The sequence below is a fragment of the Pseudomonas spirodelae genome, from assembly GCF_034653255.1.
In the GTDB taxonomy this organism is placed as follows: Bacteria; Pseudomonadota; Gammaproteobacteria; order Pseudomonadales; family Pseudomonadaceae; genus Aquipseudomonas; species Aquipseudomonas spirodelae.
Genome location: NZ_JAYEET010000045.1, coordinates 44,971 through 69,713 on the forward strand (window position 1 = coordinate 44,971; position 24,743 = coordinate 69,713).

At 60.9% G+C, this 24,743-nt stretch carries 21 protein-coding genes; 6 read left to right on the top strand and 15 right to left on the bottom strand.

Annotated features, from left to right (window positions below; all coding sequences use genetic code 11):
- Window positions 1-62 precede the first annotated feature (62 nt).
- The 11 genes from SOP97_RS14690 to bioB all read right to left on the bottom strand — a co-directional run bounded on the left by SOP97_RS14690 (window position 63) and on the right by bioB (window position 13,181).
- Window positions 63-1,841: an acyl-CoA dehydrogenase C-terminal domain-containing protein gene (locus SOP97_RS14690; protein ID WP_322949826.1), complete on the bottom strand. Its 1,779-nt coding sequence runs from the start codon at window positions 1,839-1,841 to the stop codon at window positions 63-65.
- Between the two features lie 171 nt (window positions 1,842-2,012).
- Window positions 2,013-3,809, bottom strand: coding sequence for an acyl-CoA dehydrogenase C-terminal domain-containing protein (locus tag SOP97_RS14695; RefSeq protein ID WP_274089141.1), 1,797 nt, complete (start codon window positions 3,807-3,809; stop codon window positions 2,013-2,015).
- 110 nt (window positions 3,810-3,919) lie between these two features.
- Window positions 3,920-5,209: a GGDEF domain-containing protein gene (locus SOP97_RS14700; protein WP_322949828.1), complete on the bottom strand. Its 1,290-nt coding sequence runs from the start codon at window positions 5,207-5,209 to the stop codon at window positions 3,920-3,922.
- A gap of 214 nt (window positions 5,210-5,423) precedes the next feature.
- On the bottom strand, window positions 5,424-7,229 hold the full coding sequence (locus SOP97_RS14705; protein ID WP_322949830.1) for a phenylacyl-CoA dehydrogenase: 1,806 nt from the start codon (window positions 7,227-7,229) through the stop codon (window positions 5,424-5,426).
- Between the two features lie 165 nt (window positions 7,230-7,394).
- On the bottom strand, window positions 7,395-8,171 hold the full coding sequence (locus SOP97_RS14710; protein ID WP_322949831.1) for a putative metalloprotease CJM1_0395 family protein: 777 nt from the start codon (window positions 8,169-8,171) through the stop codon (window positions 7,395-7,397).
- A 65-nt stretch (window positions 8,172-8,236) separates the two neighbouring features.
- Complete coding sequence (locus tag SOP97_RS14715; protein WP_322949834.1) at window positions 8,237-8,536, bottom strand: hypothetical protein; 300 nt, start codon at window positions 8,534-8,536, stop codon at window positions 8,237-8,239.
- A gap of 96 nt (window positions 8,537-8,632) precedes the next feature.
- Entirely contained in the window at window positions 8,633-9,322 is a 690-nt protein-coding gene (gene bioD, locus SOP97_RS14720; RefSeq protein WP_322949836.1) for a dethiobiotin synthase, read from the bottom strand.
- Window positions 9,323-10,135 carry a malonyl-ACP O-methyltransferase BioC gene (gene bioC / locus SOP97_RS14725; RefSeq protein ID WP_322949837.1) on the bottom strand — a complete coding sequence of 271 codons (813 nt, stop codon included), beginning with the start codon at window positions 10,133-10,135 and terminating at the stop codon, window positions 9,323-9,325.
- Window positions 10,128-10,859, bottom strand: a complete 732-nt coding sequence (locus SOP97_RS14730; RefSeq protein WP_322949839.1) for an alpha/beta fold hydrolase — start codon at window positions 10,857-10,859, stop codon at window positions 10,128-10,130. The genes bioC and SOP97_RS14730 overlap by 8 nt, the downstream gene beginning before the upstream one ends.
- Window positions 10,852-12,033 (bottom strand): 8-amino-7-oxononanoate synthase, encoded by a 1,182-nt coding sequence (gene bioF, locus SOP97_RS14735; RefSeq protein ID WP_322949841.1) that lies wholly within the window; start codon window positions 12,031-12,033, stop codon window positions 10,852-10,854. Before bioF ends, SOP97_RS14730 begins: the two co-directional genes overlap by 8 nt.
- Before the next feature lie 92 nt (window positions 12,034-12,125).
- Window positions 12,126-13,181 (bottom strand): biotin synthase BioB, encoded by a 1,056-nt coding sequence (gene bioB, locus SOP97_RS14740; RefSeq protein WP_322949843.1) that lies wholly within the window; start codon window positions 13,179-13,181, stop codon window positions 12,126-12,128.
- Between the two features lie 80 nt (window positions 13,182-13,261).
- Here bioB and SOP97_RS14745 point away from each other — a divergent pair, with 80 nt between their 5' ends.
- The 3 genes from SOP97_RS14745 (at window position 13,262) to rarD (ending at window position 16,218) form a co-directional block, all read left to right on the top strand.
- A complete protein-coding gene (locus tag SOP97_RS14745) occupies window positions 13,262-13,996 on the top strand; it encodes a ComF family protein (RefSeq protein WP_322949845.1) in 735 nt (244 codons plus the stop codon).
- Between the two features lie 64 nt (window positions 13,997-14,060).
- Window positions 14,061-15,035 carry a serine/threonine protein kinase gene (locus SOP97_RS14750; protein ID WP_322949847.1) on the top strand — a complete coding sequence of 325 codons (975 nt, stop codon included), beginning with the start codon at window positions 14,061-14,063 and terminating at the stop codon, window positions 15,033-15,035.
- 289 nt (window positions 15,036-15,324) lie between these two features.
- A complete protein-coding gene (gene rarD / locus SOP97_RS14755) occupies window positions 15,325-16,218 on the top strand; it encodes an EamA family transporter RarD (protein WP_322949849.1) in 894 nt (297 codons plus the stop codon).
- A 217-nt stretch (window positions 16,219-16,435) separates the two neighbouring features.
- On the opposite strand, the gene SOP97_RS14760 is transcribed toward rarD, so the two are convergent.
- A complete protein-coding gene (locus SOP97_RS14760) occupies window positions 16,436-16,954 on the bottom strand; it encodes a glycine cleavage system transcriptional repressor (RefSeq protein ID WP_322949850.1) in 519 nt (172 codons plus the stop codon).
- A 26-nt stretch (window positions 16,955-16,980) separates the two neighbouring features.
- Window positions 16,981-17,427: a GNAT family N-acetyltransferase gene (locus SOP97_RS14765; RefSeq protein ID WP_322949852.1), complete on the bottom strand. Its 447-nt coding sequence runs from the start codon at window positions 17,425-17,427 to the stop codon at window positions 16,981-16,983.
- 295 nt (window positions 17,428-17,722) lie between these two features.
- Between SOP97_RS14765 and SOP97_RS14770 the strand changes: the two genes are divergently transcribed.
- From SOP97_RS14770 to SOP97_RS14780, 3 genes are all read left to right on the top strand, one after another.
- On the top strand, window positions 17,723-19,900 hold the full coding sequence (locus tag SOP97_RS14770) for a malate synthase G (RefSeq protein WP_322949854.1): 2,178 nt from the start codon (window positions 17,723-17,725) through the stop codon (window positions 19,898-19,900).
- Between the two features lie 187 nt (window positions 19,901-20,087).
- Window positions 20,088-22,019, top strand: a complete 1,932-nt coding sequence (locus SOP97_RS14775; protein WP_322949856.1) for a putative nucleotidyltransferase substrate binding domain-containing protein — start codon at window positions 20,088-20,090, stop codon at window positions 22,017-22,019.
- Window positions 22,016-22,717: a 3'-5' exonuclease gene (locus SOP97_RS14780; RefSeq protein ID WP_322949858.1), complete on the top strand. Its 702-nt coding sequence runs from the start codon at window positions 22,016-22,018 to the stop codon at window positions 22,715-22,717. Before SOP97_RS14775 ends, SOP97_RS14780 begins: the two co-directional genes overlap by 4 nt.
- Before the next feature lie 5 nt (window positions 22,718-22,722).
- Here the strand turns inward: SOP97_RS14780 and trhP are convergent, their stop codons facing one another.
- On the bottom strand, window positions 22,723-24,039 hold the full coding sequence (gene trhP, locus SOP97_RS14785; RefSeq protein ID WP_322949860.1) for a prephenate-dependent tRNA uridine(34) hydroxylase TrhP: 1,317 nt from the start codon (window positions 24,037-24,039) through the stop codon (window positions 22,723-22,725).
- A gap of 130 nt (window positions 24,040-24,169) precedes the next feature.
- Window positions 24,170-24,676 (bottom strand): hypothetical protein, encoded by a 507-nt coding sequence (locus tag SOP97_RS14790; RefSeq protein ID WP_322949862.1) that lies wholly within the window; start codon window positions 24,674-24,676, stop codon window positions 24,170-24,172.
- Window positions 24,677-24,743 lie beyond the last annotated feature (67 nt).

Consider the following 24,743-nt stretch of genomic DNA (forward strand, 5'->3'; position numbering starts at 1 on the left):
GCGCTATACCCAGGCACAAAAAAACCGGCGAACTGGCCGGTTTTTTTGTTATGCCGAAACGCTTAGAACTGCGCAGCATCCAGTAGATACAACGACTCGCTACCGGCTTTAACCGACGCCGTCAGCGAATGAATACGCGGCAGCAGGCGAGCGAAGTAGAAACGCGCGGTGCCCAGCTTGCTGACGTAGAACTCGTCCTGATCCTGCTTGGCCAGCGCGGTGCGTGCCATCAGTGCCCACATGTAGGCATAGGCGGTGTAACCGAACACCTGCAGGTACTCCACCGACGCAGCGCCGACTTCATTCGGGTTGGCCTTGGCGCGTTCCAGCAGGTCAGCGGTCATCAGCTCAAGATTGGCGATGGCCTCTTTCAGCGGGTTAACGAACTCGGCCAGGTTGCTGTCAGCCGAGTCGGTGAAGGCTTTGATCTCTTCGGCGAAGTGCTTGTAGAACGCACCGCCGCTGCCGACCACTTTACGGCCGACCAAGTCGAGCGCCTGAATGCCGTTGGTGCCTTCATAGATTTGGGTGATGCGGCAGTCACGAATCAGCTGCTCCTGGCCCCACTCACGGATAAAGCCGTGGCCGCCGAAGATCTGCTGGCCATGTACGGTGGTTTCCAGCGCCATGTCGGTGAGGAAGGCCTTGGCGACCGGCGTCAGCAAAGCAACCAGCTCTTCGGCACGTTTGCGGGTGGCGGCGTCTTCGCTGAACTTGGCGGTGTCGAGCTGCATGGCCACGTAGCTGGAGAAGGCACGACCGCCTTCGTTCAGCGCTTTCATGGTCAGCAGCATGCGGCGCACGTCTGGGTGCACGATGATCGGGTCGGCAGCTTTGTCTTTCGCCACTGGGCCAGTCGGCGCGCGGCTCTGGATACGGTCGCGGGCATACTCGACGGCGTTCTGGTAGCTGCGCTCACCTAGGGACAGACCCTGAATGCCAACGCCCAGGCGCTCGTAGTTCATCATGGTGAACATGGCCGCAAGGCCCTTGTTCGGCGCATCGACGATCCAGCCAGTGGCGCCGTCGAAGTTCATCACGCAGGTGGCGGACGCCTTGATGCCCATCTTGTGCTCGATCGAACCGCAGGACAGCGCGTTGTGCTCGCCCAGCGAACCGTCGTCATTGACCATCACCTTCGGCACGAGGAACAGCGAGATGCCTTTCGGCCCAGCCGGGGCGTCGGGCAGTTTGGCCAACACCAGGTGAATGATGTTCTCGGTCAGGTCGTGCTCGCCGCCGGTGATAAAGATCTTGGTGCCGGAAATCTTGAAGCTGCCGTCAGCCTGAGGCTCAGCCTTGGTGCGGATGATGCCCAGGTCGGTGCCGGCATGCGGCTCGGTCAGGCACATGGAGCCTGCCCACTGGCCGGAATACATGTTTGGCAGGTACTTTTCTTTCAGCTCTTCGCTGGCGTGAGCGTTGATCGACAGGCAGGCACCGGCCGTCAGCATTGGGTACAGGCCGAAAGAGAGGTTGGCCGAGTTGACCATTTCCTCGACCTGGGCCGAGATCGCCTTGGGCATGCCCATGCCGCCAAAGAGCGGATCGCCACCCACACCCACCCAGCCGCCATCGGCGTAGGTCTGGTAGGCCTCGGGGAAGCCAGCTGGGGTTTTCACCGCGCCGTCTGCCCAGGAGCAACCTTCTTCGTCGCCACTGCGATTGAGCGGGGCGATAGTACCGGCCGTGACCTTGCCGGCCTCTTCGAGAATGGCTGCGGCGGTGTCTTCATCCACCACTTCCGCCAGGGCCGGCAACTGGGCCCACAGCTTGGAAACTTCAAACACTTCATTAAGTACGAAGCGCATATCACGCAGGGGGGCTTTGTAGTGAGCCATGGGGCAAATCCTCGGACGAACCAGCAGGTATAAAGATGTGCTGGGAGTCTAACCGAACAACTTTTTAGACACATAGCGTCGCGTAATGACCAATAAGTCAACCCGTATTTAACCCGCCCCACACAGCAAAAACCCGCCAAATGGCGGGCTTTTACCAGTACGTACCGTCTGTCAGAGCGCGAAGTGCTCAGCCGGCAAGCGCATCAGGCATTCACTGCCCGCCTCGGCACCGGCCAGGTGCATGGCCGTACGCGGCAACAGGCGCTTGAAGTAGAACTCGCACGTGGCCAGCTTGGCTTGGTAGAACGCCGCATCGCTCGCGCCTGCCGCCAACTGCTGCTCGGCCACCTCAGCCATGCGCAGCCAGAAGTACCCTAGGATGACGTAGCCGGAGTACATCAAGTAATCCATCGACGCCGCACCGACCTCGTCCGGGTTCTTCATCGCAGCCATACCGATCTTCTGGGTCAGCGCGCCCCACTGCTGGTTGAGTGTCGCCAGTTGCGCGACATAGCCCTTGAGCTGTGGATGCTCGGCTTGGGCCTCGCAGAATTTATGCACGACCTTGGTAAACCCGCGCAGCAACTTGCCCTGGCTGCCGAGCACCTTGCGCCCGAGTAGGTCGAGAGCCTGAATACCGTTAGTGCCTTCGTAGATCAGGGCAATGCGGCAGTCGCGTACCAACTGCTCCATGCCCCATTCGCGGATAAAACCATGGCCGCCGAATACCTGCATACCATGGTTGGTCACCTCCAGACCCGTCTCGGTCATAAAGGCTTTGCAGATCGGAGTGAGGAACGCCAAGAGGTTTTCCGCCTCTTCACGTTGCTCGGCACTGGCGCCGCTGTGCGCTTGGTCGATCAACTGCGCGGTGAAATAGGCCAGCGCACGATTGCCTTCGTTCAGCGCCTTCATGGTCAACAACATACGCCGCACATCAGGGTGCACGATGATCGGGTCGGCGGCTTTATCCGGGGCTTTCGGCCCGGTCAGCGCACGCATCTGCAGGCGCTCCGTGGCGTACTTGATCGCGCCCTGGAAGCTGGTCTCACCGAGACACAGACCCTGCATGCCGGTGCCCAGGCGCGCGTGGTTCATCATGGTGAACATGCAGTTAAGACCCTTGTTGGCCTCGCCGATCAGGTAACCGGTGGCGCCATCGAAGTTCATCACGCAGGTGGCCGAGGCCTTGATGCCCATCTTGTGCTCGATCGAGCCGCAACTAACGCCATTGCGCGCGCCCGCCTCGCCCTGCGCATCCGGTAGAAATTTGGGCACGATAAACAGCGAAATACCACGCGTGCCAGCCGGCGCATCGGGCAGCTTGGCCAGCACCAGGTGCACGATGTTCTCGCTCATGTCGTGCTCGCCAGCGGAGATAAAGATCTTGCTGCCGCTGACCGCATAGCTGCCATCGGCCTGGGGCAAGGCACGGGTTTTGATCAGGCCCAGGTCGGTACCGCAATGGGCTTCAGTCAGGCACATGGTGCCGGTCCAGCGACCTTCGGTGAGTTTGCTCAGGTAGGTCTGTTTCTGTGCTTCGCTGCCGTGGGCATGAATCGCCGACATCGCACCGTGGGTCAGCCCAGGATACATACCCCAGGACAAATTACTGGAGCCGACCATCTCGCTGATGATTAACCCCAGTGAGGACGGCAAGCCTTGGCCACCGTAAACCGGATCAGCGGAAAGACCGTTCCAGCCGCCCTCAACGTACTGGGCGAAGGCTTCCTTGAAGCCCTTGGGCGTGGTCACCACACCCTCGTTGATCTGGCATTCCTCTTCATCGCCCGAGCGATTCAATGGGGCCAGCACCTGCTCACAGAACTTCGCGCCCTCGGAAAGGATCGCACTGACCATGTCCGGGGTGGCATCGCTGGCACCCATCGCGGCATAGCTCGCGTGAAAATCGAAAACTTCGTCGATCAAAAACTGCATATCGCGCTGGGGGGCTTTGTACTCGGGCATGCTGGCTTCTCCGTCAGCTAGAGCGTTGATTTAGCACCTACGCTACGGCCCCCGCCGGACAGCAACAATCACCGTGCGAATGCTGAATACACTGTCATTAGCTGAAGGCCTTAGGCGCGTGCACTGTCGTTTTTGAGCGCGCCGCGGCGCAGGTCAAAACTGCGGACGCAATTACGCCCGGCGCTCTTGGCGCTGTACAACGCCTGGTCGGCGGCCTTTAACACCTCTTCAGGGTTGCGCCGCTCCAGGCCTCGCTCAGCCACACCCATGCTGACAGTTACCGACACATGACTCGCCGCACTGCCGGCGCGACGTGCCCGCCCCTGCTTGTCGTCTTGCGGGCGCGTGTGTGGGTCGCGCAGCTGGATGCGATAGGCTGCGATGGCCTGACGTACCACCTCAAGATGAGGCAGGCACTCCTCAAGCGTCTTGCCAGGGATAACCAGGGTGAACTCCTCGCCGCCGTAGCGATAAGCCTTACCACCACCGCCGATCTTGCTCAGCTGGCGGGCGACCAAGCGTAGCACCTGATCGCCGACATCGTGGCCGTGGGTGTCGTTGAACTTCTTGAAGTGGTCAACATCAGCCATCGCGATCACATAACTGCGACCCAGTCGCTGCAAACGCTCATTCAGGGCGCGGCGGCCCGGCAGACCCGTGAGTTCATCGCGGAAAGCCATCTGATAGGCCTCATGCGCGACAGCTGCTATAAGCATCAGCATGATCAGGCTGCTCATCACATTCAGCGCATTAGGCAATATGAAGATATTCGGCAGCATCCACAGCACGCCGCACAGCCCTAGCAACTGCGCCGCATGCAATGGCCGTGGCGCCCGCAGGTACTGCACCAGCAGCGCAATCAGCCCTAACAAAAATGCCGGATAGGCCAACTGCACCAGCGCCAACCACTCCACCTGCAACGCCGGCCAACGCACCCGCGACAACCAATGCAGCAATGCCTCAGGAAAACGCTGCGCCATGCCCACCGCCACCGCACCTACGGCGAACAGGACCGCAGCCCGGGCGATCAGGTCTTGCAGCAGATGAGTACGCTCTTGCCAGGCGGCATAGAGCCCGTAGAGCAGTGGCAACAACAGGCTACAGAGGTGGAAGATCAGCGCCGCGTCGCTGCGCACCTGCCCCACTTCACGGAAGTGATCGACCTGGGTATCGAGCAGGAAGTAACCCAGATAAAGCGTTAACAGCAGGAACACTTCGCGCTGGCGACCGTACGCTAAGCAGAACGCGCCACCGAGCAACAGCAGCAAGGTCGGCAGCACATTGAACAGTGATGTGAGGAACTCATTCAGGCCGGCCAATCGCGCTAACAGAAAACCACCGAGCAGAAGCAGCAACGAAGGCAGAAAATGGCCGAAACGCACAGCAGAAAAACGCGACAAAACGGGCACCATGTAGCGGCGAAAAGTAGTTAACGCCGCGTATTTTGCCTGTAGCACGCACATTGCGCATCCAGAACCGCTGTTAAACCCACAGACTTGTGTGTGTGCGTTCTTAACCGGCCAACGGTTCACGGTGAGCGGTCGCGAATGAGCGGCCATAAAAAAACCGCCACCCAAAGGGCAGCGGTTTTCTTGACCAGATACGGACTGAGGCTTAGTAGCCCAGCGCGAAGTCTTCTTCGGCCATGTCCATCAGGTTGTTGGCGCCAGACAGCATCGCTTCTACGTGCGTACGGGTACGCGGCAGAATACGCGCGAAGTAGAAGTTGGCGGTCTGCAGCTTGGCTTTGTAGAACGCCTCGTCTTCAGCACCGGCAGCAATCTTCTCGGCAGCCAGACGCGCCATGTCAGCCCAGAAGTAAGCAAGGCAGGCATAACCGGAGTACATCAGGTAGTCCACCGAAGCGGCACCGACTTCTTCACGGTCTTTCATGGCGGCCATGCCCACTTTCATGGTGATGTCGCCCCACTCTTTGTTCAGCTTGGCCAGCGGCTCAACGAGGCCTTTAATGGCTTCGTTGGCTTCGTTGGTCTGGCAGAACTTGTGCACGATCTTGGTGAAGTTCTTCAGCGCGCCGCCTTGGGTCATCAGAATCTTACGACCCAGCAGGTCGAGGGCCTGAATACCGGTGGTGCCTTCGTACATCATGGAGATACGGCAGTCGCGAACGTTCTGTTCCATGCCCCACTCGGCGATAAAGCCGTGGCCACCGTAGATCTGCATGCCATGGTTAGCGGCTTCGAAGCCGACTTCAGTCATGAAGGCTTTGGCGATTGGCGTTAGGAAGGCCAGCAGTTCGTCTGCGGCTTTCTTCTCGGCTTCGTCTTTGCTGTATTTGACGATATCAACCTGCTTGGCGGTGAAGTACACCATCGCGCGATTGCCTTCGGCAAAGGCCTTCATGGTCAGCAGCATGCGACGCACGTCCGGGTGGACGATGATCGGGTCAGCAGCCTTGTCCGGCGCTTTCGGGCCAGTCAACGAACGCATCTGCAGACGCTCACGAGCGTACTTAAGGCCGCCCTGGAAACCCAACTCAGCATGGGCCAGGCCCTGCAAAGCGGTACCCAGACGTGCAGTGTTCATAAAGGTGAACATGCAGTTCAGGCCTTTGTTGGCTGGACCGATCAGGTAACCGGTGGCGCCATCAAAGTTCATTACGCAGGTGGCGTTACCGTGGATGCCCATCTTGTGCTCGATCGAACCGCAAGTGACGGTGTTGCGCTCACCGACATTGCCTTCAGTACTGACCGTGAACTTCGGCACGATAAACAGGGAAATGCCTTTGGTGCCCTGTGGTGCGTCGGGCAGACGCGCCAGTACGATGTGGACGATGTTATCAGCCATGTCGTGTTCACCAGCGGAGATGAAGATCTTGGTGCCGGAGATCTTGTAGGTGCCGTCAGCTTGAGGCTCGGCCTTGGTGCGCAGCATGCCCAGGTCAGTACCGCAATGTGGCTCGGTCAGGCACATTGTGCCAGTCCACTCGCCGGACACCAGCTTGGTCAGGTAAGTGTGCTTCTGATCATCGGTGCCGTGCTCGGCGATAGTGTTCATCGCACCGTGCGACAGGCCTGGGTACATGCCCCACGACCAGTTGGACGAACCGACCATTTCGCTCAGCACCAGACCCAGCGACTCAGGCAGGCCTTGGCCGCCATGGTCAGCGTCGTGCGCCAGGCTCGGCCAGCCGCCTTCAACATACTGCTGGTAGGCTTCTTTAAAGCCGGTAGGGGTTTTCACGCCTTCCGGGGACCAGGTGCAACCTTCGGTGTCACCTACACGGTTCAGCGGAGACAGTACTTGCTCACAGAACTTGGCGCCTTCCTCAAGGATGGCGTCGACCATGTCTGGAGTAGCGTCCTGGCAGCCAGGCAGGCTCTGATAATGCGCTTCGTAGCCGAGCAGTTCGTCGCGTACGAAACGGATATCACGCAAGGGGGCCTTGTAATCAGGCATAGCGGTTGACCTCTGCGGTGGATTCTTAATGTGTAGGTGACCGGATATTCGGTCGTTTTCGGGAGCAATCCGGTGCCCGACTGCCGCATTGGCAAACAGGCTAATCAAACAAGCGTTTGAAACATACGTTTATGCCTATTTAATGTCAAGCACCCCAAGCGCCGCTTAAGTCATCAGGTCGACAAGTGGAGTTGGCTCCTGCAAACCACTCAGCTGCGCGTACAGACCAAGATTAGGTGGCGGCGACCGGTTCTGCTGGGTAGGCGCAACAGACGGGTCATCGCCGGCGGATTCTTCTTCATCCTCTCGCCGCCGCTCGGCACGCGCCTCCGTGTCGGCCTGCGCTTCACTGCGCTGCAGTTGCGCCAGCTGAACCCGCGCCTCGGCCATCTGCCCCAAGGCTTGCGCCGCCACCTGGCGGTCTTGCGCCGAGGGTTCGGCGGGCGCCAACGCGGCGCGGATCACCACATCCATTTTGCTGAGTGTGGCTTCAGGGTCATTCGCCACGGGGCTGGTATCGATACCCACTTCGCCGCCCACGGCATAGCGTTTGCCATCCGGGCCACGCGTGTAGGTATAGGTTGGCGCCCCCGCATATTGTCCGCCGACTGCCGCATGGGCTTGCTCATGGCTGCGCACCTCCTGATCACGGCTGACCAGCTCAGCAATTTCGAGCTGCTGACGTTGCTGCTGCTCGGGACTTGGCTCGCCTTGAGTGCGCGCGGAGGTATTGGCGTTGGTAGAGGTGTCTGCGGGGTTGTCGGTTTCTTCACGCGCAGAGGCCGATTGCTCATCGGCTAACGCCTGAGGAGCAGTGACGGGGGCTTGAGCGGCGCGAGTAATGTCAGGGGATACATCGGGGGAAACGCTCGCCACAAGGAGACGCGCCGGCAGAGGATTGGCTACAGCCGCAGGATAGGACGATGCGCCGCCAATCTGCATGCAATGATTCCTCGCCCGGAGTTGCCTACCCCTTTAACCGCCTTGAGTGCGTCCGGGGCGGCGACTCAGGCCGTGGTATCAATCAGGGTACCGAGCACCTCATCAGCAGTTTTCACTACCTTGGCACCCGCTTGCGCCTCATTCTGGCCTTGGCGCAAGGCGACCAGACTTTCCACTAAATCGGGACGAGTCTGCTCGGCCGAGCTGGGCGCAGGATTGACCTGATTGGCTGGCGGCGTGGAATTCGGCTGCTGCGGCTGGGTGAGCGCGTTGCTGGCGATGTCCGCCGCGGCCTGATCAACCCGGCGCTGGCCAGATTGAATGGTGCTGATACCCGAGTTGAAGGCGCTGCCTGAGATTTCCATGCTTAAGCTCCCGCTTTAACCAACCACTAATGAAATAGATTTAAGCAGAAGCTGCTCGAAATACGTACAGGCAAAAGGCTATGGCAATTTGTCTGCTTATAGCGGGTTGCGCAGAAGATCGAGGTTGAGATAACTGGAAACCGCAGCCGGCGTAGCCTCCGCCAGGCGCGGTACATAACCCAAACAAGGCGCGGGCAACCACTCTGCCAATGTTGCTAAATTGTCTTCAAGGCGCGAGGTCAGTGGGTCAACAATATTTGCCACCCAGCCTGCCAATGGCAAACCGTCACGCAAAATCGCCTCGGCCGTCAGCCGCGCGTGATTGATGCAGCCCAGCCGCACACCGACCACCAGAATTACCGGCAGCTGCAAGGCAATGGCCACATCCGACAACGTCGCCTGCCCGGCCAGCGGCACACGCCAACCGCCCGCGCCTTCGACCACGGTGAAGTCTGCACGCTTATCCAGAATGGCTTGCACCGGCCCTTGTAGCGCCGCCACATCCAGCAATACACCGGCCTCGCGTGCAGCCAGGTGAGGGGCAATGGCGGGTGCAAATGCCAGCGGGTTGACCTCCTCGTAGCGCAGCTTGAGGGTGCATTCGCCCAGTAACGCCAGGGCGTCGTCATTGCGCAATCCATCGACGGTCAACATACAGCCCGAAGCGACCGGTTTGGCCGCGGCCGTGGACAAACCAGCCAGTCGCGCCGCATGTAACAGGCCGGCAGCGACAGTGGTTTTACCGATCTCGGTATCGGTACCGGCGACGAAAAATGCCTGACTCATCTAGTTAACCTCCTTACGCAACACGCCGTAGAGCACCTGATAGGTCGCCGGCAGCCCTTGCGGCTGGCGAAACTGCTCATAGGCCTTAAGCAACGCCAACATCCGCGCCCGCCCCGTCAAACCATCCGGCCGACCGGGGTTAAGGTTATGCGCGCCAAGGGCTTTCAGCTCATGGGTCAGGCTGCGCACATCGGGGTAATACAGCGTTTCAGGCGTGGTTTGCAGGCTTAATAGCGTCAGCTCGCTGTCGCCACATAGGCGCTGATAATCCTCAAACTGGCGGAAGCGATTGACGTGGACAAAACCGTCCACCGCCTGCCAGCTGTCACGTAACTCCTGCAGAGTGCCGATGCACAGGCTGCTAAACGCCAGCACGCCGCCAGGCCTGAGCACGCGCGCTGCTTCGCTAAGCACGGCGGCAAAGTCCGCACACCACTGCAGCGCCAGACTAGAGAAGAGCAGGTCGCAGGATTCGTTACGCAGCGGCAGACGCTCAGCATCGCCGGCAACAAACTGCTGCGCGCCGCCCAGCGGCCGGGCGTGCCTCAGCATGCCTTCAGCGATATCCAACGCCACACCCTGACTGGCCGGGAAACGCTCGCCCAGGGCGCGACTGAAATAGCCGGTGCCGCAGCCCAGATCAAGCCAACGTGCGGGGCTGATCGAGCCGGGCAACTGCGCCAGAAGCTGCTGGCCGACCTTGCGCTGCAAAGCCGCCACACTGTCGTAGCTCTGCGCCGCCCGGGAAAAAGAGGCCGCTACCTGACGCTTATCAGGCAGGCCGCCGCGTGCATGTTCAGCTAGATCAGTCATGACCGGCCCCACGCAGAAAACGCTGAATAGCTGCGGCGATTGCAGCGGGACGCTCAAGGACGAAGGCGTGGCTGGCGTGCTCAATCAAACCAACCTCAACATTCTTCAGCTCCGCCAATAAAGCCTGAACCACGGCAGCCGGCACCAGCGCATCAGCGTCGCCGAACAGGTGCAGTTGCGGGCCGACAACCGCCTGCAGCGCAACGCGCGTGTCCAAGGCAGCCAGCACATCCAATCCAGCCAGCAGCGTGGCCGGCTGAGACGGCGGCGCAGCCGCGAGCAACTGCCGCGAAAGACCACGAGCATCCGCAGCCCCTTGGGCGCAAAGCAAGGCAAAGCGCTTCACCGTAGCCGCCGTATTGGCAGCACAACCCTGACGGAACCCAGCAAAGGTTTCGTCGGGCATGGCGCTTGGCCAACTCGGATCGGCAACAAAACGCAGGTTACTGGCCAACGTCAGCAAGCCGCGACAACGCTCGCCACGGCGCGCCGCCAGCTCAGCCGCAAGCATGCCGCCAAGGGACCAGCCGCCTAGCCAGGCGTCCTGTGGCAGCCTGGCATCCAACTCATCCAGCCAGTCAGCCGGGGCACTGGAATCCAATTGCGGCAGCGGCTCAATCGCCACATGCAGATGCGGATCAAGCCCGCGCAAGGCCTCGGCCAGGGGCTGCAACGGCACAGTTCCCAGGCCCCAGCCCGGCAACAAAATTAGCTGATCACGCATGCACGGCGCCCTCGCCCGCCAACATCGGCCAGCACTCGGCCAGGGCTTCCAGCAATAATTCCAGCTGCTCCAGGCTGTGCGCCGCGGACAGGGTCACGCGCAGGCGCGCACTGCCGGCCGGCACGGTGGGCGGGCGAATCGCAGTGACAAGCAGGCCACGCTCACGCAGCATCTGCGACAGATGCATGGCACGACCACTGTCGCCAATCAGGATCGGCTGGATAGGTGTGGCGCTGTCCATCAGCTCAAGGCCGATGGCCTGCGCACCTTCACGGAAGCGCTTGATCAGCGCATGCAAATGCTCGCGCCGCCAATCCTCGCTGCGCAGCAGCTCCAGGCTTTTCAGCGTGGCGCAGGCCAGCGCCGGTGGCTGACTGGTGGTGTAGATATAGGGCCGTGCGAACTGCACCAGGGTTTCGATCAGCTCCTCGCTGCCGGCGACAAAGGCTCCGGCGGTGCCGAACGCCTTGCCGAGCGTGCCGACCAGCACCTGCACATCCTCAACACCCAGACCAAAGTGCTCAACGATGCCGCCACCGGTGACACCCAGCGGGCCGAAACCATGGGCATCGTCGACCATAACCCAGGCATTGGCGCGACGCGCTTCGGCGCACAGCGCCGGCAGGTCGGCCAGGTCGCCATCCATGCTGAATACGCCATCGGTGACCACCAGGGTATTGCCCGTGGCTTTGCGCAGGCGATTGGCCAGGCTCACTGCATCGTTGTGCAAATAACGGGAAAACCGCGCGTTGCTGAGCAGCCCGGCATCCAGTAGCGAGGCGTGATTAAGGCGATCTTCCAGCACGCTGTCGCCCTGCCCGACCAGCGCCGTAACAGCGCCCAGGTTAGCCATATAGCCGGTTGAGAACAGCAACGCACGCGGCCGCCCGGTGAATTCGGCAAGCGCCTCTTCCAGCTCGTGGTGCGGGGTGCTGTGGCCGATCACCAGATGCGACGCGCCACCCCCGACACCCCAGCGCGCCGCGCCAGCACGCCAGGCTTCAATCACTTGCGGGTGATTGGCCAGGCCGAGGTAATCGTTGGAACAGAAGGCCAGCAACTGGCGGCCATCAACGGTGACCAACGGCCCCTGCGGCGATTCAAGCAGAGGGCGCTGGCGATAGAGGTTGGCGCTGCGGCGCTCGGCGAGGCGAGAGGCAAGATCGAAAGACATAGGCAGGACCCGGTGGATAACCGCAAACGGGTTAGCCACCCTACAAAGGACTAGGCAGGGCGGGTGAAACGACGCTCACCCGCCCTCCGACTTCAGACGGCAGCGTTATAAAACAGCTTGGAGTCGCGCTGCTCGACCAGGGCCTGCTCGATAGCGGCCTGATGCACTTCGTCGGCATGCTCTTCGCGCTCTTCTGGCTTGATGCCGAGGCGGGCGAACAGCTGCATATCTTTGTTGGCCTGCGGGTTGGCGGTGGTCAGCAGCTTATCGCCGTAGAAAATCGAGTTGGCGCCGGCGAAGAAAGCCAGGGCCTGCATCTGCTCGTTCATTGCCTCGCGACCGGCGGACAGGCGCACGTGCGACTGCGGCATCATGATCCGCGCCACGGCGAGCATGCGGATAAAGTCGAACGGGTCAACGTCCTGCTCATCGGCCAGTGGCGTACCTTTAACCTTCACCAACATGTTGATTGGCACCGACTCCGGATGCTCCGGCAGGTTGGCCAGCTGAATCAGCAGCCCAGCGCGGTCGTCCAGCGACTCGCCCATGCCGAGGATTCCGCCGGAGCAGATCTTCATCCCCGAGTCACGCACGTAGGCCAGGGTTTCCAGGCGATCGGCGTAAGTACGGGTGGTGATGATATTGCCGTAGAACTCCGGCGAGGTGTCCAGGTTGTGGTTGTAGTAGTCGAGGCCCGCCTCGGCCAACGCCTGGGTCTGGTCTTTATCCAGCTTGCCCAGGGTCATGCAGGTTTCCAGGCCCAAGGCTTTAACACCCTCAACCATCTTCAACACGTAGGGCATGTCTTTAGCCGACGGGTGCTTCCACGCCGCGCCCATGCAGAAGCGCGTGGAGCCGATGGCCTTGGCCTCAGCGGCGGCCTCCAGCACCTTCTGCACTTCCAGCAGTTTTTCCTTCTCCAGGCCGGTGTTGTAGTGGCCGGACTGCGGGCAATACTTGCAGTCTTCTGGGCAGGCGCCGGTCTTGATCGACAGCAGGGTCGAGACCTGCACGCGGTTCGCATCGAAGTGCGCACGGTGCACGGTCTGCGCGGCGAACAGCAGGTCGTTGAACGGTTGCTCGAAGAGCGCCTTGACCTCAGGGAGAGTCCAGTCGTGACGCAGGTTGGCAGCGGTGGTGGCGCTCATCGGTAATTCCTTATTGTTGGCGGCGCACTGCTAGATTCAACAGGCGCGACACGGATGCTCGGCATAATTATGGAAGGCTTATGCGCTGTCAACCTCACCAAAGCCATCAGGTTTACAACTGGTTAAAAAACAAACAATACTGCCTGCTCTGTGATGAAGCTGCAGATGGCGCGCTGCCTATCTGCACCAACTGCGAGGCAGAACTGCCCTGGCTGGGCGGACATTGCCAGGTCTGCGCCCTGCCATTACCCAGCCAGGGTTTGGTATGCGGGACCTGCCTGAAAAAGCCGCCGAGCTTTAGCAAGGTTGAGGTGCCTTGGCGCTACGCCTTCCCCATCGACAGCCTGATCACTCGGTTCAAGCACCAGGCCAAGTGGCCATTGGGACGTCTGCTCGGCGAGCTTTTGTCACATCATCTGCGCCATGCCTTTGATGACGGCCTGAGCAAACCAGCTCTGCTACTGCCCGTTCCGCTGGCGGATAAACGCCAACGCCAGCGCGGCTTCAATCAAGCGGGGTTGCTCGCCCAATGGCTCAGTCACCAACTGCAGACCCCCCTGCAACCGCACTGGCTACTGCGAACTATCGACACCCCAGCGCAGCAGCAACTGGATGCCGCCACACGCAAACGCAACCTGCGCAAGGCCTTTGCCTTGGCGGCGGATAGCCAGGTCAAAGACCTGCATGTCGCGTTGGTTGATGACGTACTGACCACCGGTGCCACCGCCGAAAGCCTGGCGCGCTTACTAAAGAAAGCCGGCGCGGCGCGGGTAGATGTGTATTGCCTGGCGCGCACACCCAAACCGGGCGACTGAGCGCGGCCAGCCATCCGCAGCGACATAAGGGTTACACTTTGCGGCCCACTCACCGGAGTCGCCCATGTCCCATCCATTTGCTGCACTCACGCCCGACCTGGTGCTGGATGCCGTGGAGAGCATCGGCTACCTCAGCGATGCCCGCGTGCTGGCGCTAAACAGCTATGAGAACCGCGTGTATCAGGTGGGCATTGAGGACGAAACGCCGCTGATCGCCAAGTTCTACCGCCCCGATCGCTGGACCGATGCGGCAATCCGTGAAGAGCACAGCTTTACCTTCGAGCTGGCCGAATGCGAGGTGCCGGTGGTGGCCCCACTGGTGCGCGATGGCGAAACCCTGTTCGAGTATTCCGGCTTTCGCTTTGCGCTATTTCCCCGCCGCGGCGGCCGCGCGCCAGAGCCCGGCAACCTCGACCAACTGTATCGTCTCGGCCAGCTGCTCGGCCGCTTGCATGCCGTGGGCTCACTCAAGCCGTTTGCCCACCGTGAAGCCTTGCAGGTGAGCAACTTTGGCCACGCATCGCTGGCCACTCTGCTGGAGGGCAACTTTATTCCACGCAGCTTGCTGCCGGCTTACGAGTCCGTCGCCCGCGACTTACTCAAGCGCCTGGACACGCTGTTCGCCGCCAACCCGGTGCAAGCGATACGCCTGCACGGTGATTGCCACCCCGGCAACCTGCTGTGCCGCGACGAGACCTTTCACATGGTCGACCTCGACGACTGCCGCATGGGCCCAGCCGTTCAGGACTTGTGGATGATGCTCGCCGGCGAACGACATGAGCGCCTTGGCCAGCTCTCCGAGTTGATGGACGGCTACCAGGAATTCCACGATTTCAACCCACGCGAGCTACCGCTGATCGAGGGCCTGCGCGCCCTGCGCCTGATGCATTACAGCGCCTGGCTGGCGCGGCGCTGGGACGACCCGGCCTTCCCCATGAGTTTCCCCTGGTTCGGCAGCGAACGTTACTGGGGCGATCAGATCCTGATCCTGCGCGAGCAAATGGCCGCACTGGATGAAGAGCCGTTAAAGCTGTTCTGATCGGCGCGCTGCCCCGCACCTAACAATGGCAATGCCCTGGAAGGCGAGAGCTCGAGGCGCCCCCCATCAGCGCGTAATACTGGGGATCGCGCCGCGCCCCCGAACCTACGACCTGCGCCCAACGACAGCGAATAGAGGGCGCAGACCTAACAGTTGCTCACACCGTGTAACGTCAGATTTACACTAATTCGGTGCAGGCCCCTGACAGCCAAGCTGAACGACCAGACAAGCCCCTGCGCCGCGACTAGAATCCCCGGTCTTTAGTTAGCAGCCTAAGCAAGGACCCAGCATGACCACCGTCAACCCGCGTCGCGGGTACATTCTCGGCATAACCGCTTACATCATCTGGGGCCTGTTCCCGCTCTATTTCAAAGCCATACAAAGCGTACCAGCGGTGGAAATCATCGTGCACCGCGCGCTCTGGTCTGCGGTATTCGGTGCCTTGCTGTTGCTGGTGTGGAAGCACCCCGGCTGGCTACGCGAGCTGCTGGCCAACCCCAAACGCTTTGCCGTGCTGGCACTCAGCGGGCTGCTCATCGCCAGCAACTGGCTGGTCTATGTATGGGCGGTGAATGACGGGCGCATGCTTGAAGCCAGCCTGGGCTACTACATCAACCCGCTGGTCAACGTGCTGCTGGGCATGCTGATTCTCGGCGAGCGCCTCCGCCGCTTGCAGTGGCTGGCCGTGGCCTTGGCCGCGCTGGGCGTGCTGCAGCAGTTGTGGCAGGTTGGCAGCATTCCGTGGGTATCCCTGGTGCTGGCACTGACCTTCAGTTTCTACGGGCTGATTCGCAAACAGGCGCCTGTGGCGGCCCTGCCCGGCCTGGTGGTGGAAACCTGGCTACTACTTCCTCTGGCAATCGGCTGGCTGCTGCTCAACCCCGTCGCCATGAGCACTCAAGCGGACTTCTGGAGCACCCCGGAAGCGCTCTGGCTGATTGTCGCGGGCCCGATCACCCTGGTGCCCCTGGTGTGCTTCAACGCCGCCGCCCGCCACCTGCCCTACACCACCCTGGGATTTCTGCAGTACCTGGCCCCGACCCTGGTACTGCTACAGGCGATCTTCCTGTTTGGCGAGCATTTCGACCCGAGCAAGTTGCTGGCCTTTATCTGCATCTGGGCTGGCCTGGCGATCTACAGCGTCGACGCCTGGCTGACCCTGCGCAAACGCCGACCTGTTTAAAAAACAACCAGCCCGCTGCAACACATAGCCCGCCTGGGCTGCAGCGGGTTGCCCCACGGTTATCCACAGAAGCATCCCCGGCCTTTGTGCACAACCATAGGTTAAGTGCTTATTTTTTAAGCAGTTAATCAAAAGCCCCGGGGCACTAAGCAGTGCTCCGGGGCTCCTCATGCTACCCACAGAGTTATCCACACGGGGCGGGGATAACCCCCACAGGCTACTCCTCGACCCGCAGCTTCAGCTCCACCATCAGGTCATCGGCCAGGCTTTCCAGCAGGCCCTGCAGGTGTTCCAGGCTCAGGCTCTGCGGCACGCCCAGCAGTGCTTGGGCTTGAAACAGCAGCTCGCCACTCATCGGCGCCGGCACCACCTCGGTGTTCAAGCTCTCCAGATTGACGCCCTGACTACTGAGCAAACGGGTGATATCGCGCACGATACCCGGGCGATCATTGCCCACCAGCTCCAGGCGAATCGGCTGCCAAACGCTCGTCGGCGCATCACCACCCACCGCGACCTGCACGCGAATACCCTGCGCCTGCAGCGCCTCCAGCGCCGAGACCAAGCCAGCATGCGCCGCCAGTGGCACATCGACCCGCAGTATCCCGGCGAACTGGCCGGCCATGCGTGACATGCGGCTTTCCAGCCAATTGCCACCATGCTCGCTGATGCATTGAGCCACACGCTCGACCAGCCCAGGCTGATCCTGGGCGATAACCGTCAGTACCAGATGATCCATGTTCTGCTCCTTAATTCAGCGGCTGCTCAATTCAACCCCAGCCAATAGGTATAAAACGCCTCATCACGCACATAACCCAGGCGTTCATAGAGGGCTTGTCCTGGCAGATTGCTCTTTGCCGTCTCCAACTGCAAACCGCAGGCACCGGTAGCTTCAGCATGCGCGCGAGCGGCATTCATCAACGCCTCGCCGACACCCTGACGACGCGCCGGCTCGCAGACATACAGATCACTCAGCAACCAAGCCGGCTGCAACGCTAGCGAGGCAAAAAAGGCATAGAGCTGAACAAAGCCCAATGCGCCGCCTTGCTCATCACGGGCCAGCAGAATCGTCGAGTCGGCGTTGTCCAGCCGAGCGGCAATAAAGTCGCGCACCTGCGCCGCGGGTTTGTCGACGTTATAAAACCCAAGATAGGCGCCAAACATCTCGCTCAGCTCATCCAAGTCTGCAACTGTGGCGGCGTGTACAGGCATAAGATTCGCACTCCCTAAAGGTGCAGAGCAGTATAGGTAAGCCCGGACAAACAGATTGAGCGCGATACGCACAATTAACTGTGTACTGTTTTTTGCTTTATATGAAACAATATTAGGAGAATGTAGCGACAAAAGGTCGCACAGAGTGACTGCAAAGCACTTCCTAGTCGCAGCGCGACGCGCACCGACTGATTTTCCCCTGATCTTGATGTAGTATGCCGCGCCTCGGACTACATGACTTATTACCCATGTCCGACGCGGCTATTGAGTAGAGCTGAGCAGAGTGAGGCAAGTGATGACTGAACGCGTTCAAGTAGGCAGCCTGCAGGTTGCCAAAGTGCTGTTCGACTTCGTGAACAACGAAGCCATCCCCGGTACCGGCCTGAGTGCCGAGACGTTCTGGGCAGGTGCCGAAGCGGTCATCAATGACCTGGCACCGAAAAACCACGCCCTGCTCGCCAAGCGCGACCAGATCCAGGCACAGATCGACGCATGGCACCAAGCCCGCGCCGGCCAGGCCCATGATGCAGCGGCTTACAAAGCCTTCCTGCAGGAAATCGGCTACCTGCTGCCAGAGCCGGCTGACTTCCAGGCCACCACCCAGAATGTCGACGAAGAAATCGCCCGTCTGGCTGGCCCGCAGCTGGTTGTACCGGTGATGAACGCGCGCTTCGCCCTGAACGCCTCTAACGCGCGCTGGGGCTCGCTGTACGACGCTCTGTACGGCACTGATGCGATCAGCGAAGAAGGCGGTGCCGAAAAAGGCCGTGGCTACAACAAGGTTCGTGGTGACAAAGTCATCGCCTTCGCCCGCGCCTTCCTCGACGATGCCGCACCGCTGGCGGCAGGCTCGCACGTCGACTCCACCAACTACAGCATTGTTGACGGCAAGCTGGTGGTCGCCCTCAAAGGCGGCAGCAACAGCGGCCTGCGTGATGACACGCAACTGGTTGGCTTCCAAGGCCCTGCCGAAGCGCCAATCGCCGTACTGCTCAAGCACAACGGCCTGCACTTCGAAATCCAGATCGACGCCAGCACCCCAGTCGGCCAGACCGATGCTGCCGGCGTTAAAGACGTGCTCATGGAAGCGGCGCTGACCACCATCATGGACTGCGAAGACTCCATTGCTGCGGTCGATGCCGACGACAAAGTCGTGGTCTACCGCAACTGGCTGGGCCTGATGAAGGGCGATCTGTCCGAAAAAGTGGCTAAGGGCGGCCAGACCTTCACCCGCACCATGAACCCGGACCGCGTCTACACCCAGACCGACGGCTCCGAGCTGACCCTACACGGGCGCAGCCTGCTGTTCATTCGTAACGTCGGTCACCTGATGACCAACCCGGCGATTCTCGATGCCCAAGGCAACGAGATTCCGGAAGGCATCCAGGACGCGCTGTTTACCAGCCTGATCGCCGTGCACAACCTGAATGGCAACACCAGCCGCAAAAACACCCGCACCGGCAGCATGTACATCGTGAAGCCGAAGATGCACGGCCCAGAAGAAGTGGCATTCACCACCGAGATCTTCGGCCGCGTTGAAGACGTCCTGGGCCTGACGCGCAATACGCTGAAAGTCGGCATCATGGACGAAGAGCGTCGCACCACCGTCAACCTCAAGGCGTGCATCAAAGCCGCCAGCGAGCGCGTGGTGTTCATCAACACCGGCTTCCTCGACCGCACCGGTGACGAAATCCACACCTCCATGGAAGCTGGTGCCGTTGTGCGCAAAGCGGCCATGAAAAACGAGAAGTGGATCGCTGCTTACGAGAACAACAACGTCGATGTCGGCCTGGCCACTGGCCTGCAGGGCCGTGCACAGATCGGTAAAGGCATGTGGGCTATGCCCGACCTGATGGCGGCCATGCTCGAGCAGAAAATCGCTCACCCGCTGGCCGGCGCCAACACCGCCTGGGTACCGTCGCCAACCGCCGCCGCGCTGCACGCGCTGCACTACCACAAGGTTGACGTGTTCGCCCGTCAGGCTGAACTGGCCAAGCGCGTGCCAGCCTCTGTTGATGACATCCTGAGCATTCCGCTGGCGCAAGACACCAACTGGTCGGCTGAGGAAATCCAGAACGAACTGGACAACAACTCGCAGGGCATCCTCGGTTACGTGGTGCGCTGGATCGACCAGGGTGTTGGCTGCTCGAAAGTACCGGACATCAACGACGTCGGCTTGATGGAAGACCGCGCCACCCTGCGCATCTCCAGCCAGCTGCTGGCCAACTGGCTGCGTCATGGCATCGCCACTGAAGAGCAGATCGTTGCCAGCCTCAAGCGCATGGCGCCGGTCGTCGATCGTCAGAACGCCAATGACCCGCTGTACCGTCCGCTGGCACCGAACTTCGACAGCAACATCGCCTTCCAGGCTGCCCTGGAACTGGTAGTCGAAGGCGCCAAGCAGCCAAACGGTTACACCGAGCCGGTCCTGCACCGCCGCCGCCGCGAGTTCAAAGCCGCTAACGGCCTGTAATTCGCAGCTGCTGTGAAAAACCGCCCTTCGGGGCGGTTTTTTTATGGCCGCAGATTAACCCAAGCAGCCCCTCACTGACGTCAGTCGCCACGCCAGGGCAGCCTGCTGAGGGCGCCTAGACTTACGTCCAATGGCAGCATTTGCCCCCACGGCCGAGCATAGGCTTCTGATGATTGTCGAGATGCCCATGAGCACAACGGACGCATTCGCCCAGGCAGGTAAGACGGCCGTGCTGCAGAACATCCATGGCACCATGGCGTTTCTGCAGAAGTTTCCGCCGTTCAACCAGATGGACACGGCCCACTTGGCGTACCTGGTGGAGAACTGTCAGCTGCGCTTCTACAGCGCGGGCGAAACCATCCTCAAACCGGATGATGGCCCGGTTGAGCACTTCTTTATCGTCAAACAAGGTCGCGTACACGGTGAGCGCCCGCACTCGGCGCGGCGCGGCACAGAAACCACCTTCGAAATTACCACCGGCGAATGTTTCCCCCTGGCCGCGCTGATCGGCGAACGCGCCACCCGCACGGAGCACCTGGCCGGCGAAGACACTTTTTGCCTGCTGCTGAACAAACCCGCATTTATCAAACTGTTCGCCCTGTCCAATCCGCTGCGTGACTTTGCCCTGCGCGGGGTCAGCAGCTTGCTCGACCAGGTCAACCAGCAGGTGCAGATGAGTGCGGTGGAAACCCTGGGCGCGCAGTATTCGCTGGACACTCGCCTTGGCCAATTGGCCATGCGCACGCCCGTCAGCTGTGCCCCAGAAATGCCACTGCGCGATGCGGTCAAACTGATGCACGAACAGCAGGTCGGCAGCATCGTCATCGTCGACCCCAGGCATAAACCACTGGGCATTTTTACCCTGCGCGACCTGCGCCGAGTGGTGGCGGACGGCAGTGTGCTGGAACAACCCATCGCCAGCCTGATGACCCCTGCCCCCTTCTATTTGCCGCCGGATGCCAGCGCCTTCGATGCGGCCATGGCCATGACCGAGCGGCATATCGCCCACGTCTGCCTGGTCGAGCACGACACACTCTGCGGGGTGATTTCCGAGCGCGACCTGTTCAGCCTGCAACGGGTCGACCTAGTGCACCTGGCGCGTACCATTCGCCATGCTGGGCGGGTGGAAACCCTCGCCGCGCTGCGCAGTGACGTCTGCCAACTGGTCGATAACATGCTCGCCCATGGCGCCAGCTCCACGCAGATCACCCAGCTGATCACCCTGCTCAACGACCACACCGTGTGCCGGGTCATCGAGCTGACTCTGGAGGACATGGGCGACCCTGGCATCCCGTTTACCTGGCTGGTGTTCGGCAGCGAAGGCCGCAGTGAACAAACCCTGCACACCGACCAGGACAACGGCATTCTCTTCGAGGCCCCTGATGCCGCCGAGGCGGCGGCGATACGCGGACGCTTGTTACCGCTGGCCCATGAGATCAACCTGCGCCTGGCCCAGTGCGGCTTTACCCTGTGCAAGGGCAATATCATGGCCGGCAATCCTGAGCTGTGCCTGTCGCGCCAGGAGTGGAGCAAGCGCTTCGACAGCTTTGTTCAAGCAACCACCCCGGAAAACCTGCTGGCTTCCAGCATTTATTTCGACCTGCGCGCCGTCTGGGGCGACCCGCAGGGCTGCGAACAATTGCGCCAGGGCATGCTTAAACACGTGGCGGGCAATAGCCTGTTTCAGCGCATGATGGCTGAAAACGCCCTACGCCAGCGCCCGCCGGTTGGGTTGTTTCGCGACTTTGTGGTGGCCCGTAAAGGCGCCGAGAAAGACACCCTCGACCTCAAGGTGCAAGGCCTGACGCCCTTCGTCGATGGCGCACGTTTGCTGGCTCTGGTTCACGGCATCGGTGCCTGCAACACCCTCGAACGCCTGCGCGCGCTGATCGACCAAGGCGTTATCGAGGCCCAGGATGGTGCGGCCTACGAAGAGGCCTATCACTACATCCAGCAGGCGCGTATGCAGCAGCACCAGTTACAGGCGCGCAATGGCCAACCTTATTCCAATCGCGTCGACCCCGATAACCTCAACCACCTGGATCGACGCATCCTGCGTGAGTCCTTCCGCCAGGCGCAGCGACTGCAGGGCAGCCTGGCCGTGAGGTATCAGTTATGAGCACATTTACCTGGCTGACCGGGCACAAGCCGGCACTGACCGAGGCGCAGCTTAAACGCCGACAACAACTAGCCGAGGCGGCGCCCCTCGACAGCCGCACGCTGCAGCAGCGCTTCGTCGTCCTCGACCTGGAAACCAGTGGCCTGAACATGCGCCGCGATGTGGTGCTGTCGATCGGCGCGGTGGTGATCGAAAATTCGGCCATCGACCTGAGCCAGCAATTTGAATGCACGCTGCAACGCGAAGGCCACCAGGCCAGCGCCAGCACCCTGATCCACGGCATCGCCCCGAGCGAAATTGCCATGGGCGAGGAGCCCGCTGAAGCACTGCTGGCCTTTATGGAGTTTGTCGGCGACAGCCCGCTGCTGGCCTTCCATGCCGAATTCGACCAACGCATGCTGGCCCGCGCCCTCAAGCAGAGCCTGGGCTACCGCTTGCAGCATGCGTTCTTTGATGTCGCGGAAATTGCCCCGCTGCTGTGCCCCAAGGCCGGCGTGGGCAACGCTGGCCTGGACGGCTGGACGCAGCACTTCGGCCTACAGGTGCAGCAGCGCCATCACGCCAGTGCCGATGCGCTGGTCACCGCTGAACTGGCGTTGATCCTGTTTAGCAAAGCGCGCCAGCAAGCGCTCGACAGCCTGCCCGTGCTGCTGCAACAGCTCAATAGCCGGCGGCGTAAACTGGCGCATTCGATCTAGCAGCCCTACAGATCGCGCATCAACAAGCCATATTCCAGCTGCACCTCAGGCGGCACGGGCAGGTACAGCACGTGGCCGTCCCCAGGGGCGACGGTCATTGCCTGGCCATTACGGTTTTCCAGCTGTTCAAGGCTAAAGCGCAGGTTGCCCTGGGGGGTCATCAGCTCCAGGCCGTCGCCGATGGCAAAGCGGTTTTTCACCTTAACCTCAGCCAACTCGCCGCGCCGCTCGCCTGTCAGCTCACCGACAAACTGCTGCTGTTCGGAGACCGAGCTACCGCGCTGGTAGTTCTGGTATTCGTCGTGCACATGGCGGCGCAGAAAACCCTCGGTGTAACCGCGATGGGCCAGGGATTCCAGAGTGTTCATCAGGCTCTTGTCGAACGGCTTGCCGGCGATGGCATCATCGATGGCCTTGCGGTACACCTGAGCCGTACGCGCCACGTAGTAGTGGGATTTGGTGCGCCCCTCGATTTTCAGTGAGTGCACGCCCATCTGCACCAGACGCTCGACATGCTGCACCGCGCGCAGGTCCTTGGAGTTCATGATGTAGGTGCCGTGCTCATCTTCAAACGCCGGCATGGGCTCGTCTGGGCGCGAGGCGTCCTGCAGCAGAAACACCTGCTCGGTAGGCGCGCCAACCCCCAGGGTCGGCTCAACGATGCGCACGATATCGCCCAGCTCGTTCTGAGCGCCCTGCTCGGCTTTGTATTCCCAGCGACAGGCATTGGTGCAACTGCCCTGATTAGGGTCGCGCTTGTTGATATAGCCCGACAGCAGGCAGCGCCCGGAGTAGGCCATGCACAGCGCACCGTGGACAAAGACCTCCAGCTCCATGCCGGGTACTTCACTGCGAATTTCGGCGATTTCTTCCAGCGACAGCTCGCGCGACAGGATGACCCGGCTCAACCCCTGCTGCTGCCAGAACTTCACGCTGGCCCAGTTCACCGCATTGGCCTGCACAGAGAGGTGAATCGGCATCTGCGGGAAATGCTCACGCACCAGCATGATCAAGCCCGGGTCAGACATGATCAGCGCATCGGGTGCCATCTCAATCACCGGCGCCAAGTCCTTGAGGAAGGTCTTCAACTTGGCGTTATGCGGGGCAATATTCACCACCACATAAAACTGCTTGCCCTGTGCGTGAGCCTCGGCAATGCCCAAGGCCAGATGCGCGTGGTCAAACTCGTTGTTACGCACCCGCAGGCTGTAACGCGGCTGGCCGGCATACACCGCATCCGCGCCATAGGCGAAGGCGTAGCGCATATTCTTCAGGGTCCCCGCCGGGGACAACAGTTCAGGGTAAGCAGGGAGAGTGGCCATAAACCGCGAGCTCGGGAAACCAAGGGGGTCGCGATTTTAGGGAGCCCGCCAAGGGGCTGTATTGATCTGTGTCTATGGCACGGCCCCAAGCTAACGCCGAAGCCGAACCAACAGGTGAATCTACAAGCCCTTAAGAGCAGGCACGCTGGTAAAGCACACCGTCACGCTCTATGCGCTTCATCTGTTGCAGCAGCGGCTTCTTCTGCGCATCCAGCGGCAGCAGCTCGGCGGTGGTGCAGTTGAGCAAATGGGGCTGATGACTGACCCGATCAACATGCTGCTTTTCAAAGCGGTACAGGTTGAACGCCACCAGGTTGCTACCCGCCGCCTCCTCGCGCAGCAGGCTTTTGCTGTCGAGCACGGTAAAGGCCGTGGTCATTGGCCAGAAGAACGTCCACGGCCGCCAAAACACCTCGCCGGACTCACTGGATACCAGCACGGACTCCGCCGGCTGACGCTGCAGCTGATGCTCGAACCAGGAGTACTCGTAGTAAATCTGGTAGCTCAGCATGCCCAAACCGCCAAACGCAGGGATGATCCACTTCGGCAAACGATTGCCCGTCAGTTTGCGCAGCAGCATGGCAATACCCGCCGCCCCCAGCCCCGCAACCCCGATGGCAAGTAGTGTCCACAACATTGACTGACTCCCGAAATAAAACGGGCCTCACAAAGAGGCCCGCTGATAAAACCCTGATCAGCATTGA